Below are 13,199 nucleotides of genomic sequence, written 5' to 3'. Positions count from 1 at the left end.
CCACCAACAACTCAGGGATCACGGCGTCCCAATGTGGGAGCGAGCTTGCTCGCGAAAGCGGTGTGTCATTCGAAATATTTATCGACTGATACGACGCCTTCGCGAGCAAACTCGCTCCCACAGGGATCAGTGCTGTATTTGAGATTGGCGTAGGGATTCAGCTAGCCGGGATATTCAGCGGCGCCGCCATGAACTGACTGATCCGCGACCTGAGCCATTTCTCCGCCGGATCGTTGTCATGCACCCCGCTCCAGGCCATCGACAATTGCGCCGCATCGATCGGGAACGGTGGATCTTCGGCGCGCAGCGCACAACCTTCCACCAATGCGCAGGCGGCGTAATCCGGCACAGTGGCGATCATCTCGGTGCCGGCGAGCAAGGCGCGCAGGCCGCTGAATTGCGGCACGCCCAACACCACGCGGCGGGTACGACCGACCTTGGCCAGGTCCATGTCGATATTGCCGCTCAGGTCGCCGGAGAACGACACCATCGCATGCGGACGCTCGCAGTATTCGTCGAGGGTCAGCGGCCCGGGACGGTCGTCGCCGCGCAGGACTTTGCAGGGAATGTCGCGCAATGTCTTGCGCTTGGCGTTGGCCGGCAGATCGGTGGTGTAGCTGACGCCCACTGAGATTTCCCCAGAGGCCAACAGTGCCGGCATCAACAAGTAATTGGCGCGGCGCACGACCACGACAATCCCCGGCGCCTCTTGCTGAAGCTGACGCAACAACGGCGGAAACAGGCCGAATTCGGCGTCGTCCGACAGGCCGATGCGAAACACGTCGCAACTGCTCGCCGGTTCAAACTCCTTGGCCCGGCTGACCGCGCCAGAGATGACGTCCATCGCCGGTTGCAGCTCTTTGAGAATCGCTAGCGCCCGCGCGGTCGGCTCCATGCCGCGACCGTTGCGCAGCAGTAACGGATCGTCGAACAGATCACGCAAACGCCCCAACGCCGCGCTGACGGCCGGTTGCCCCATGAACAGCTTTTCGGCAACGCGGGTCAGGTTCTTTTCGAACATCAGCGCTTCGAAAATCACCAGCAGGTTCATGTCGACGCGACGCAGATCGTTACGGTTCATGGGCATGTTTTCCTTTTCGGTGTCAGCTGCTTTTGCGGGTGGGCGCTGCGCACTTTACTCGATTAACGGCACCTTGGCCGCGCGCTTGTAGGGACCGTATTCCACGGGCACCCACTGAAAATGTTTGCCCTGCGCGGTGATGTGACCGATGCCCGGGAACGGCAGGTGCGCCGCCGTCACCCACGTCTTGCTGGCGACCGCCGCACTGAAGACTGCCTGACGCGCGTTGATCGCTTGCGCACTGTTGACGTCAAAGCCGATCGACACTTCCGGATGCTCAAACTGCACTGCCAGGTTATGCACCAGATCCCCCATGAAGACGATGCTCTGATTCTGCGAGGTGAACCGGTAGGTGGTGCTGCCCGGCGTATGTCCGGCTTCCAGTGTCGCTTCGACTAACCCCGGCAACGGCGACTGGCCCGCGGCGAAGGTCTTGAAACGCCCGACGGCGACGTAGGGCGCGGTGGAGTCCTGGGCAATCTTGAAAAACTCCCGGGCGCCGGCCGGAGCTTTGGCCAGCGCGGCCGGATCGAGCCAGTAATCCGCTTCAGCCTTGGCGGCATACACCGTGGCATGCGTGAACAACGCTTGCTTCTGTGCATCGACCAGCCCACAGACATGATCAAGGTGCAGGTGCGTCAGCAAGATCGTATCAACCTGCTCTGGCCGGTAGCCGGCCGCCTGCATGTTCGCCACGAGCTGCCCGGCGGTAGCGCCAATGCATTGCCCGGCGCCACTGTCGACCAGAATCAGTTGCTTGCCGGTGTTGACCAGAAAGGCATTAAACGCCGTCTGGACACCCGGGGTTTCAATCGAACGGCGTGCCAGCAGTGCGCGGATCTGACTTTGACTCATGCCCTGCAACAGCTTTGGCGACAGGTCGTTGTAGCCATCGAACAACGCGGTGACCTCGTAATCCCCCAATGCCAGGCGGAAATAGCCCGGCGCCTGAGTGCCCTGCTGTGGTGCCTGCGCCATCGCGCTGGAAGTGGCCAGCGCAAACGTCAGCGCCGCCGCTTTGAAAATGCCTTTCATTTGATTCCCCTTGGACCTGCCGATTGCGGCGCCCCCTCGGTTCGCCACGCTTGCAGTCATCGTGCCGCAAACCGCGGGGCGCAGACTTGCAGGGATGTGCTGAGTTCAGGCCAATGCGCTGGAATTAACAACGATTAACTCGTCAGCCTCCCGCCCTCGGCCAACAATGAAACCCTCTGCGCAGCGTTGTTTTTTTGACCTGAGGGGATGCGCCGACCGTGCATTCCCCATCAACACGGACTTTGGCCATGGCTCACTTACAGCACAGCGTCGCCCTTGCCCCTGCCAACGAACCACGCAAGACCGGGGTCGGCGGACTCAGTCCGCAACGCGAACGACAGGTCAAACAACTGATCCTCGAACGCCTCGGCGAAAGCCTCGAGGTCACCGAACTGGCCCGCGCCTGCTCGCTGTCGCGCAGTCACTTTTCCCGCGCCTTCAAATGCAGCACCGGGGTGTCGCCGCAGGACTGGATTCGCACCCAGCGTCTCGCGCGAGCCAAGCTGCTGATCCAGCACACCGACCTGAGCCTGACGCAAATCAGCCTGGAATGCGGGTTCTGCGATCAGGCGCATTTCTGCCATATGTTTACCCGCAGCGAGGGCATTAATCCGTTTGCCTGGCGCTGCCAGATCATGCGTGAACCCAAAGCCCAGCGTTCACAACCCGCCATGTTTTGATCGCGGCCCCCGTTGCACTGACGCTCAAACCTGAGGATTATGCCGGGACACCCCGGAATAGAAGGCCTGCGCACCCGCCCGGCCCTACTCCGCTCTGTCCGCCGCAGCACCGCAGGAGTGAGCTGTTGAGTCTTTCCCCGAATCAGGCCCTCGGTTTTGGCCCCTATCGGATTCATCCCGGCCAACGCCTGGTGCTCGAAGGCGAGCAGCCATTGCGCCTGGGCCGACGGGCGATGGACATCCTCCTGATTCTGCTGGCCCATGCCGGCGAAGTGGTGAGCAAGCAGCAACTGATGGCCGGGGTCTGGCCGGACAGCGTGGTCGAGGACATCAACCTGCGGGTGCACATGGCGGCACTGCGCAAAGCCCTCGGTGACGGTCAGGCCGGCCAGCGTTACATCATCACCGTGGCGCAACGCGGTTACAGTTTCGTCGCCCCGGTTCTACCGCAATCCATGGAGGAGCGTCCTGTGGGCGATGCTGGCGGTCGGCACAATTTGCCCTTGCGGCGCACGCGGATGCTCGGTCGCCAGGCGCTCGTCGACAGTTTGATGACGCAGTTACCGCGCCAACGCTGCATCACCCTGGTCGGCCCCGGCGGGATCGGCAAGACCACGGTGGCCTTGCGCGTGGCCGAGCAGTTGATCGGGCATTACCGCGACGGTATTCGGCTGGTGGACCTGGCACCGCTCAACGATCCACGGCTGATTTGCTCACACCTGGCCGCCCTGCTCGATCTGGCACTCCCCGAAGGCGATCCGCTGGCGGCGCTGGTCAATGGCCTGCAACAGCGACAGATGCTGTTACTGCTCGACAACTGCGAACATCTGATCGATGCCGTCGCGATGCTCAGCGAAAGCATTCTGCGCGGCGCGCCGAAGGTGCATATCCTCGCCACCAGCCGCGAGAGCCTGCGGGCGGAAGGCGAATTCGTGCAGCGTCTCGATTCGCTCGAATACCCATTGATGAACGCGACATTGAATCGTCAGCAAGCGCTGGATTATTCGGCGCTGCAACTGTTCATCGAACGGGCCACGGCCGCGCAGGAAAGCTTTGAACTGAGCGATGCGCAGTTGCCGCAAGCAATCGAAATCTGCCACCGACTCGACGGTATTCCTCTGGCGCTGGAGCTGGCGGCAGCGCAGGTCGCCGAACTGGGCCTGGAAGGTTTGCTGAGCCAACTGCAGGGCCGTTTGCCACCGCTGGCAGCGGGTAATCAAAGCAGTCTTGAGCGACACCTTACTCTGCGCGCCACGCTGGACTGGAGCTTCAACCTGCTCGACCGGTGCGAACAAACCTGCCTGCGCCGTCTGAGCGTGTTTTGCGGAGGGTTTACCCTGGAGTCGGCGGCGGCCGTCATCGTCGGCCAACAGATCGATCCCGGTGCAGTGTGTGTGTCGATCACGCAACTGGTGGCGAAATCCCTGCTCAGCGTCGAAGTCGGTGACGAAGAGGTGTTCTATCGTCTGCTCGACACGACCCGCCGCTATGCACTGGAAAAACTCGAGCACGCCGCCGAATGCGAAGAAACCCGCGAACGCCATGCCGAACGCTGCCTGGCATTGATGCAACAGGCGCAAAGCGATTGGGAAATGACGCCGACGGCTTTGTGGATCGAGCGTTACGCCCGAGGGCTGGAAGACCTGCGCGCGGCGCTGGACTGGAGCCTGAACGGTGTCAGCCCGGATAGTCTGGGGATTCGCCTGACAGCAGCGTCGGCGCCCCTGTGGCAAGAGTTGTCGCTGCTCAAGGAGTATGGCGGCTATGTGCGGCGGGCGCTGAGCCTGCTCGATGAACTCGGCGACCCCTGCCCGCGTCTGAAAATCTCCCTGAAACTGGCCCTCGGCAGTGCCTGTTATCACACGTGGGGAGGCACCCCGGAAACCATCCAGGCGTTCGTCGAGGCTCGCCAGTTGGCCCTTGAGCACGACGACGTCGCCGGGCAATTGCGCGCGGTGTCCGGACACCTGGCGGTCAACCTCAGTTGCGGGCACTACCGCATAGCGCTGGCGCAGAGTGAGCACTTCGATCGCCTCGGCGTGCACGGCGACCCGTTATTGTCACTGAGTACCCACCGTTTACGCGTGCTGGCCCTGCACTATGCCGGCGACCAGCCGCAGGCGCGCATTCATGCCGAGCAGGTGCTGCAGCGCATGGCACACAGCGGCCACGTCAACCGCTTCACCCACGGTTTTGGCGTGCAATACGACCAGAGCGTCGCGTCGCTGACGGTGCTGGCGCGGGTGCTATGGATGCAGGGATTGCCGGAGCAAGCGTGGCATTCGGCGCGACTGGCCCTGGATATTGCCGTGCAGATCGACCATGGCACCTCGATTTGTTACACCCTGGCACTGGCCAGTTGCCTGATCGCTCATTACAACGGCGATCAGCAGAACGCCCGGGCGCTGTTGCAACTGCTGCTGGAACAATCGCAGAAGCATTCGGTGCTGCTGTTCAACACGTGGGCGCGACATTACGCGCAGGTGATCGACACGCAAACCAGCACGCCCGTGCCGAAGAACAGCAGTGGGCTGATTCGGGAAATCATGGTGACGCTGGATGACCGCTTTGTGGATGACGCACTGTTTGAGCGAGCGCTGAGTGGTGATGCGGGATGGAGCACGGCGGAGATTTTGCGGGCTCGGGCTGCTGCGTTATTGAAAGACGATCCGGATTGCCTGGACGGGGCCCTTCGCGAGCAAGCTCGCTCCCACAGGGATTTTGGGTGTACTCGGAACCCATGTGAGAGCGAGCTTGCTCGCGAAGAGACCCTCAAGGAAGCCGAAGCACTCCTGCAACAATCGCTGACCATCGCCCGCAGCCAAGGTGCGCTCGCCTGGGAACTGCGCAGTGCCACCTCACTGGCGCAACTCTGGCAGCGCCAATCGCGCAGCCAAGAGGCGCTGGATTTGCTCACGCCGATTTATCAGCGCTTCACCGAGGGCTACGCGACCCCGGATTTGCGCAAGGTGCGCCTGCTGATCGACGATTTACGCGAGCACAGGCACGCCTGAGGCCCGGCGTATCCGGTTGATATAGAGCGTATGCCGGCGCTCAAGATCAATCCCTTCACCGCAACGCTCCAGTTGCTTGCGCGCATAGCAGCGAGTGGTGTGGAGCATTCGGTATCGGCCTGTGCTGCCGCCCCGCTCCGCCACCAGCAATGACTTGCACGCCAGGCCTTCAATGATCGCAGCAAGCCGCGACGACGCGAGTTGCGGGCAACTGATCACCGCCAGTGCCGCCTCCAGGGTAAACGCCATTTTGAACACCGATAACCGCTGTAGCGCGCGTTGCTCTTGCTCGCTCAAGCGTTGATAGCTCCAGTCGAGTGCCGCCTGCATCGATTGATGCCGCGGTACCGCGGTGCGCCGGCCATGGCTGAGCACTTGCAGACCATTGCTCATTTGCGCCTGTAAGCCGACCAATGCCAAGGCATCGATCTGCGCCGCCGCCAGTTCGATCGCCAGCGGTAAACCGTCGAGTTGGCGACATATCTGAAGGACGGCTTTGACATCCTGTTCACGCAAGCAGAAATCATGCTGTCGCGCCCGAGCGCGGCTGACAAACAACTGCACCGCAGAATGGCCCATGGCTTCAGTGATGCAATCGCCTGCGGAACGTTTCGGCAGGGTCAGCGGTGGCACGCCCTGAAGGGTTTCCAGACCGACCTGCAAGGCCTCGCGGCTGGTGGCGAGAATCGACAGTCGGGGAGCGGCCTCAAGCAACGTTTCAACCGCTGCCCGGCAAGCGGCGAGACGGTGGTCACAGTTATCCAGCAGCAGCAACGCATGGCGAGTCGACAGTCCGGGCAAATCGCTTTCGAGGGTGCCCAGCACCTGATCGAGCAGCGGTGTGTCGTCGTCGATCAAGCTCAGATCAATCTGCCACACGCCGTCTCTGTAGTACTGCAACAGCAGTTCCGCGACCCGCAACGCGACAGTGGATTTACCCACACCAGCCGCGCCCGTGACGGTCATCAGCCGACACAGCGGCATTTGCCGCACCAGCCCGCCGACCAGCGAGTCGCGCCCGGCGACCGGGGTCAGTCGCGCCGGCAGATTATGCTCGGGTGTTCGCAGCCCCTCGAAGGCCACTTGCGCGACGCTGTCGCAGCGCACCGGGGCGATAAAACTGTAACCGCATTGCGGCACGTTAACGATGTAGCGCTGACCGTTTTCGCCGTCACCCAAGGCGCGCCTGAGCGCGGCGATGTGCACGCGCAGGTTGATCTCCTCGACCACTGACGTTGGCCAAACCAGGGCAATCAATTGCTCCTTCCTGACCACTCGCCCGGCACGCTCGACCAGCACCTGCAAAATGTCCAGCGCACGACCGCCCATGCGCAAAGGCCGATCTCCGTCGAGTATCAGCCGTTGGCGCAGGTGGAAGGCGTAGGGGCCGAAATGCAGCACCGACGCCGTGTTCAAATCGATGAGGCTATCCATGCCAACTATCTTGGCAGCCTCAGATGACGCGACAACCGCTACACGAGACTCAATTCGGACATACGGGTGCGCCAGACGGACAACAGCGCTCTAGCTGAACTGTTCGCGGTATTGCGCGGGCGTCAGGCCGAGCTTTTCAGCGAACAGCGAACGCATGTGCCGCACACTGCCGAAACCACTTTTGTAAGCCACTGTTTTAAGGGGCAGATCGCTGGTTTCCAGCAAGTTTCGTGCGCAGTCGATGCGCGCACTTTGCAGAAACTCCATCGGCGTCATGTTGATGTCGCGGGTGAACACCCGCGCGAAGTGCCGCGCGCTCATATTGGCAATCGCCGCCATGCGCTCGACCGTGAAGGCTTCGTCGAGGTGTTCCAGCACGTAACTCTGCGCGCGGGTAATCGGCGTTTCCTGCGGTGCCACGGCAGCCATCAACGGGCTGAACTGCGCCTGCCCGCCCTGGCGTTTCATCACCACCAGCAGGACTTTGGCCACATCCTGCGCGAGCTTCTTGCCGTGATCGCGGGCGATCACAGCCAGCGCCATATCGATCCCCGCCGTAACGCCTCCCGAGGTGATCAGGTTGCGATCCTCGACATAGATCTGATCAGTCGTGACATGGGCTTTCGGGAACCCCTTGATCAGGCGCTCGGTGTAGTTCCAGTGCGTGGTTACACGGTAACCGTCAAGCAAACCGGCGTGCCCCAGGACAAAAGCACCAGTGCAGATAGATCCGAAGTACTCGACGCGCCGGACTGCGTCTTTGAGCCAGGCAAACAACGACGGGAACTGCTGGTTGTAGGCACCGGGGCCTCCCGGCACCAGCAGCAAATCATAACGCTCGGTGTCGTCGCCAATGATCCGGTCGGCCTGCACCATCACACCATTGGAGGCCCGCAGCGGGCCCTCTTCGGTGCCAAGGGTGATCAATTGATAATGCGCATCGGGTTTCAGGTAGCGATTGGCAACCGAAAAAACCTCCAATGGCCCGGCCATGTCGAGCAGAAGAAAGTCGGGAAACAGCACCATTGCCACGGTTTTCATGGGAAGACATCACTTCAATCAGAGAGACATGATACGGACCAGACATTATGGCCAACTGTAGCCGTTTGAGCGCAAAAGTTTTGTGTGAAGGCTATCGCAAAACTGTCAACCTGACAGGGACAGTCTTTCAATTTTCATCTACTTATTGCGCAGTACAGTAAACAGTAACCTTCTCCTCACTCGGACGAATTCACGTCCCGCAAGGAGATTTCATCATGCTGACCCTTCGCAAAGCCTCCGATCGTGGCCTCGCCAATCATGGCTGGTTGAAGTCCTTTCACACCTTTTCCTTTGCCAGCTACCGTGACCCGCGTGAGCAGGGTTTTTCCGATCTGCTGGTGATTAACGATGACCGCGTCGCTGCCGGCAAAGGCTTCGGCCAACACCCGCATCGCGACATGGAGATCTTTTCCTACGTGCTGGAAGGCGCACTGGAACACAAAGACACCTTGGGTACCGGTTCGGTGATCCGCCCAGGCGATGTGCAACTGATGAGTGCTGGCAGCGGCGTAGCGCACAGCGAGTTCAACCATTCGGCGACCAAACCGGTGCATTTCCTGCAGATCTGGATCGTGCCGGAAGTCAGCGGTGCCAAACCGCGTTATCAACAGGAACATTTCAGCGCACAGAAAAAACGCGGTCGCCTGCAATTGATCATCTCGCCGGACGGCAACGGCGGTTCGCTGAAAGTGCGTCAGGACGCACGAGTCTTTGCCGGGCTGTTCGACGGTAAAGAAACTGCCACGCTGGAGCTGCCAGCCAACCGTTATGCCTACGTGCATGTGGCGCGTGGCAGTGTTGAACTCAATGGCCAGCCCTTGCAGGAAGGTGACGGCGTACGGGTTCGCGAAGAACAGTTGCTGACCTTGAGCAATGGTGTCGATGCCGAGGTGCTGGTGTTCGACTTGCGGCCGCAGGAGTTGCCAGAAATGCCATGATGCGGTGTTTCAATGCTCACGAAAAACGGCCTTCTTTGAAGGCCGTTTTCTATTGTGGTGATTCGGGTGCTTGTTGCGAAGCAGGTCTTGGTGCACTTATATCCTTGCCGATCTGGATTGCGGCGAGTGTCGTCTGCAAGGTGGTTAATACCGCTGCTTGATTGGCAAAGTGCGCCCCTACGACGACGGTGATCATTCCGAGAAAATGAACGGCGGTCGTCGCCCAGTAATGCGCCTTCACTGTCGAGGCATGTTTGATGGCTTCTTTTGAGTCTTCGGCGATTTGTTGTACGCCGTCCCACATCAGATCGTATCGTTTGTCTCTCTCCGCCTGAGTCAAAAGATAAGCTTCGATTTTTTCCGACACACCCTCGAACCGAGCGTCCATTCTGGTCTCAATGGTTTCTATCCTGGCATTGAATTCTTCACGACTGATAGCGTTCATGGCTTGAGTATTCCGACCTTTGCTCGCAAGGTCACTGATTGGGTTTTGACTGAATTCCGTGGTTCTCAATTCGACACCTTCCTGGGTTTACCGATACCGTCCCTGGTATCAACATCAGTGCGAGCCCTGCGCCCCTCACCGACATGACGAAACAATAGGCCCCATCCAACCGCCTCACAAGCCGGGAGATTCTGCCTCTGATGTAGGCCGTTTCGTCAGAGCTTGTAGCCCTGCCAAAAGAACGTCTGCCTAGTCATTCTCCGACGCGAACACGTCGACAATCTGCTCAATCACCGCCCGCACCCGCGCGGTATGCCGCAAGTCCGCGTGGGTCACCAACCACACTTCGTACGGCAATGGTCGAGTGCGCTCCGGCCAGAGCCTGATCAGGCCATCGCGCTCGCCCATGTACACCGGGATTTCTCCTACACCCAACCCTGCGGCAATTGACCGGCGGACGAGCAAACTGGAACTGAGGCTGGCGACGATGCGACCGCGACTTAGCGGCTCCGACACCAGGGTCAGGTCCTTTTTGCTTTGCAGATACGGTTGATAGACCACCAGATCATGCCCCTCAAACGCTGTGTCCGGTTGCGGCACGCCATTGGCGTCTATATAGGCCTGAGAGGCGAACAGGCCCACCGGCCATCGGGCGATTCGCCGAGCGATCAGATCAGGATTGTCCGGCCGGGTGTTGCGCACCGCGATATCCGCCTCGCGCTTGGCCAGGCTGAGGATCTGCGTGGACGCGTCCAGTTGCACTCGTACGTCCGGGTGCTGCTCGTGCAAACGGGCGATGGCCGGGATCAGAAAGTCGATCGCCAGCGAATCCGTGGTACTGACGCGCACCGTGCCGGTCAGGCGATCATCCAGGCCCTGAATCTGCCGCTCCAGCTCCAGTGCCGAATGCTCCATTTTCTCCACACTCCTGAGCGCCGCCTCACCGACAGCGGTCAACGCGTAGCCGTCGGAGGTGCGCAGGAACAACGTAGCGCTCAGGGACTTTTCCAGCGCCGTGATCCGTCGCCCGACAGTGGCCTGATCCACCCCCAAAACCCGTGCAGCGCCACGTAGCGTCGACTCGCGGCAAACGGCCAGAAATACCCGTGCGTCATCCCAATTCATGCTGCCTCCAAGTGATGCAAATTCGCATCGCAGCAACGCTAAATCGCTGCATTAACGCAGCAACAATAGCCGATATGCTGAACGCCATAAACCTTCCGCGAGATCGCTATCATGCGCACTTCAACCTCCACCGGTATCTGGCTGCCGATTTTCGCCGGCCTCTGCGCCAGCCTGGTCAGCATCGGGCTGGCGCGTTTCGCTTACACCCCATTGATCCCTTCGCTGATTGAGGCGCAGTGGTTCAGCGCCAACGATGTGGTCTACCTCGGTGCGGCCAATCTGGTGGGCTACCTGATCGGCGCTCTGCTCGGCCGGCCGACAGCGCGCCAGCTCGGCAATAAAAATGCCTTGCGATTGATGATGCTGGTGGTCACGGCGGCATTTTTTGCCTGCGCGTTTCCGTTGTCGGTGAGCTGGTTCTTCGGCTGGCGACTGCTGTCGGGGATTGCCGGCGGTGCGATCATGGTGCTGGTAGCCGCGACAGTTCTGCCGCATGTTCCGCCGGCGCGTAAAGGGCTGGCCAGTGGCGCGATCTTTCTCGGCATCGGTCTTGGCATTGCCGGTTCCGGGACGCTGGTGCCGCCGCTGTTGAGCCTCGGTTTGCAAGCGACATGGCTGGGCCTGGGGGCTTTGGCTTTGTTGCTGACGGCGCTGAGCTGGTTCGGCTGGCCGTCCGATTTCCCGCACCCACAGGCTGCGCAGGAAAAGGCGCCCGTTGAACCGACACCGCGCGGTGTGTATTTGCTGTTCGCCCAATACGCCTTCATGGCCGCCGGCCTGGTGCCGGCCATGGTGTTTCTGGTGGATTACGTGGCGCGTGGACTCGGTGCCGGGGCGCATATCGGCGCGCTGATCTGGGTGATGTACGGTTTGGGCGCAATTGTCGGCCCGGTGAGTTATGGCTTTCTTGCCGATAAGCTTGGCGCACGTTCCGGCATTCGCCTGGTGCTGGTGGTGCAGGCGATTGCCCTTGGGTTGCTGGCAATGACTCACTCGTTTCTGGCGCTGGCGTTGCTGGCGGTGATTCTCGGTTCATTTCCGCCCGGCATTGTGCCGCTGGCTCTGGCGCGAGTGCATGAGCTGGTGCCGGAACATCATCGCCAGCAGATCGCCTGGAGCCGTGCCACGGTGTCATTCGCCACCTTTCAGGCGCTGGCCGGATTTGCCTATTCAGCGCTGTTCAATGCCAGCGGCGGTCATCACGCGCTGTTGTTCGTCATTGCCGCTGGCGCAATCGTCGTGGCGCTGCTGCTGGAGCAAGCCATGAAATGGCTGCCCGCCCCTACTGAGTCGCGCTGCTGTGCAAATTGAAGGGAATCATTGCTTGCACAGCACGCTCCCATCTACAGAACTTATGCCAACAGGAATCGATATGTCCCTGCCCAACGAAATGACCCGAATCGAAATCAGCGAACCCGGTGGCCCCGACGTCTTGCAACCCAAACGCGTGGCGCTTCCAGCCGTCGCAGAAGGCGAGGTGCTGATCCGCGTACACGCCGCCGGGATCAACCGGCCGGACGCCTTGCAGCGTGCCGGCAAATACCCGATGAAACCCGGCATGAACCCAATTCCCGGGCTTGAGGTCGCCGGCGAAATCGTGGCACTCGGAGCCGGTGTCAGTCAGTTCGCCGTGGGCGACAACGTCTGCGCGCTGACCAACGGCGGCGGTTATGCCGAATACTGCGCCGTCCCCGCCGGCCAGACCCTGCCGATTCCACACGGTCTGGACTGGGTGCACGCCGCCGCAATCCCGGAAACCTTCTTTACCGTGTGGGCCAACCTGTTCGGCCTCGGTGGCGCCAGTCGTGGTCAGCGCGCACTGATTCACGGTGGCACCAGCGGCATCGGCACAACCGCACTGATGCTGTGCCGCGAATTCGGTATTGAAGCGTTTGCCACCGCCGGCAGCCCGGACAAATGCGCAGCGATTCGCGATCTCGGTGGCGCAGCGATCAATTATCGCGATGAGGATTTCGCGGCAGTCATCGCCGAGAAAACCGCAGGCCAAGGCGTCAATGTGATCCTCGACATCATGGGCGGCTCGTACCTCAACGATAACGTCAGCGCCCTGGCGATGGATGGCCGACTGGTCATGCTCGGTTTCCTCGGCGGCGCACGGGCCAATGACTTTGACTTGCTGGCAATGATGGCCAAACGTGCGGTGATCACCGGTTCCCTGTTGCGCGCCCGTACCGCTGCTGAAAAAGCTGCGATTGCCGATCAACTGCGCGAGCACGTATGGCCGGCGCTGGCTGCCGGGCGCTGCCTGCCGATGATCGACAAGGTCTACCCGCTCGCCGACGCCGCTCAGGCTCACGCGCACATGGAGGCTGGCGACCATATCGGCAAGATCGTTCTGCAGGTCGTGTGAGTCTTTGCAGCATTTGGTAATTGTTGCGCCGGGGC

The 13,199-nt window shown here is 60.9% G+C and carries 11 protein-coding genes; 5 read left to right on the top strand and 6 right to left on the bottom strand.

What is annotated here, in order from left to right; genetic code table 11:
* Positions 1 to 157: 157 nt before the first annotated feature.
* Both AC0ZWN_RS08705 and AC0ZWN_RS08700 read right to left on the bottom strand, forming a co-directional pair.
* On the bottom strand, positions 158 to 1,081 hold the full coding sequence (locus AC0ZWN_RS08705) for a LysR family transcriptional regulator (protein WP_093439319.1): 924 nt from the start codon (positions 1,079 to 1,081) through the stop codon (positions 158 to 160).
* Between the two features lie 54 nt (positions 1,082 to 1,135).
* Positions 1,136 to 2,116, bottom strand: a complete 981-nt coding sequence (locus AC0ZWN_RS08700) for an MBL fold metallo-hydrolase (protein ID WP_476334718.1) — start codon at positions 2,114 to 2,116, stop codon at positions 1,136 to 1,138.
* Positions 2,117 to 2,364: 248 nt separating this feature from the next.
* Here AC0ZWN_RS08700 and AC0ZWN_RS08695 point away from each other — a divergent pair, with 248 nt between their 5' ends.
* Both AC0ZWN_RS08695 and AC0ZWN_RS08690 read left to right on the top strand, forming a co-directional pair.
* A complete protein-coding gene (locus tag AC0ZWN_RS08695) occupies positions 2,365 to 2,796 on the top strand; it encodes a helix-turn-helix domain-containing protein (RefSeq protein WP_093439325.1) in 432 nt (143 codons plus the stop codon).
* Between the two features lie 125 nt (positions 2,797 to 2,921).
* The gene (locus tag AC0ZWN_RS08690) at positions 2,922 to 5,810 is read left to right on the top strand and encodes an ATP-binding protein (RefSeq protein ID WP_476334717.1); all 2,889 of its coding nucleotides are present in this window, start codon (positions 2,922 to 2,924) and stop codon (positions 5,808 to 5,810) included.
* On the opposite strand, the gene AC0ZWN_RS08685 is transcribed toward AC0ZWN_RS08690, so the two are convergent.
* Together AC0ZWN_RS08685 and AC0ZWN_RS08680 are read right to left on the bottom strand one after the other, a co-directional pair.
* A complete protein-coding gene (locus AC0ZWN_RS08685) occupies positions 5,787 to 7,244 on the bottom strand; it encodes an ATP-binding protein (RefSeq protein WP_476334716.1) in 1,458 nt (485 codons plus the stop codon). The two genes, AC0ZWN_RS08690 and AC0ZWN_RS08685, sit on opposite strands and share 24 nt — an antisense overlap.
* 90 nt (positions 7,245 to 7,334) lie before the next feature.
* Positions 7,335 to 8,285 (bottom strand): GlxA family transcriptional regulator, encoded by a 951-nt coding sequence (locus AC0ZWN_RS08680; RefSeq protein ID WP_093439335.1) that lies wholly within the window; start codon positions 8,283 to 8,285, stop codon positions 7,335 to 7,337.
* 215 nt (positions 8,286 to 8,500) lie between these two features.
* Here AC0ZWN_RS08680 and AC0ZWN_RS08675 point away from each other — a divergent pair, with 215 nt between their 5' ends.
* A complete protein-coding gene (locus AC0ZWN_RS08675) occupies positions 8,501 to 9,223 on the top strand; it encodes a pirin family protein (RefSeq protein WP_093439338.1) in 723 nt (240 codons plus the stop codon).
* Positions 9,224 to 9,272: 49 nt separating this feature from the next.
* On the opposite strand, the gene AC0ZWN_RS08670 is transcribed toward AC0ZWN_RS08675, so the two are convergent.
* Both AC0ZWN_RS08670 and AC0ZWN_RS08665 read right to left on the bottom strand, forming a co-directional pair.
* Entirely contained in the window at positions 9,273 to 9,668 is a 396-nt protein-coding gene (locus tag AC0ZWN_RS08670) for a hypothetical protein (protein WP_476334715.1), read from the bottom strand.
* A gap of 249 nt (positions 9,669 to 9,917) precedes the next feature.
* Positions 9,918 to 10,793 carry a LysR family transcriptional regulator gene (locus tag AC0ZWN_RS08665; RefSeq protein ID WP_093439341.1) on the bottom strand — a complete coding sequence of 292 codons (876 nt, stop codon included), beginning with the start codon at positions 10,791 to 10,793 and terminating at the stop codon, positions 9,918 to 9,920.
* A 111-nt stretch (positions 10,794 to 10,904) separates the two neighbouring features.
* On the opposite strand from AC0ZWN_RS08665, the gene AC0ZWN_RS08660 reads away from it, so the two are divergent.
* Complete coding sequence (locus AC0ZWN_RS08660; protein ID WP_460127859.1) at positions 10,905 to 12,104, top strand: YbfB/YjiJ family MFS transporter; 1,200 nt, start codon at positions 10,905 to 10,907, stop codon at positions 12,102 to 12,104.
* A gap of 61 nt (positions 12,105 to 12,165) precedes the next feature.
* Positions 12,166 to 13,164 carry an NAD(P)H-quinone oxidoreductase gene (locus AC0ZWN_RS08655; protein WP_093439347.1) on the top strand — a complete coding sequence of 333 codons (999 nt, stop codon included), beginning with the start codon at positions 12,166 to 12,168 and terminating at the stop codon, positions 13,162 to 13,164.
* Positions 13,165 to 13,199 lie beyond the last annotated feature (35 nt).

It is taken from the genome of Pseudomonas sp. 3B-A001-10F, from assembly GCF_056313565.1.
Note: the sequence above shows the minus strand (reverse complement) of the source record. Positions and strands in the feature narration are given on the sequence as shown.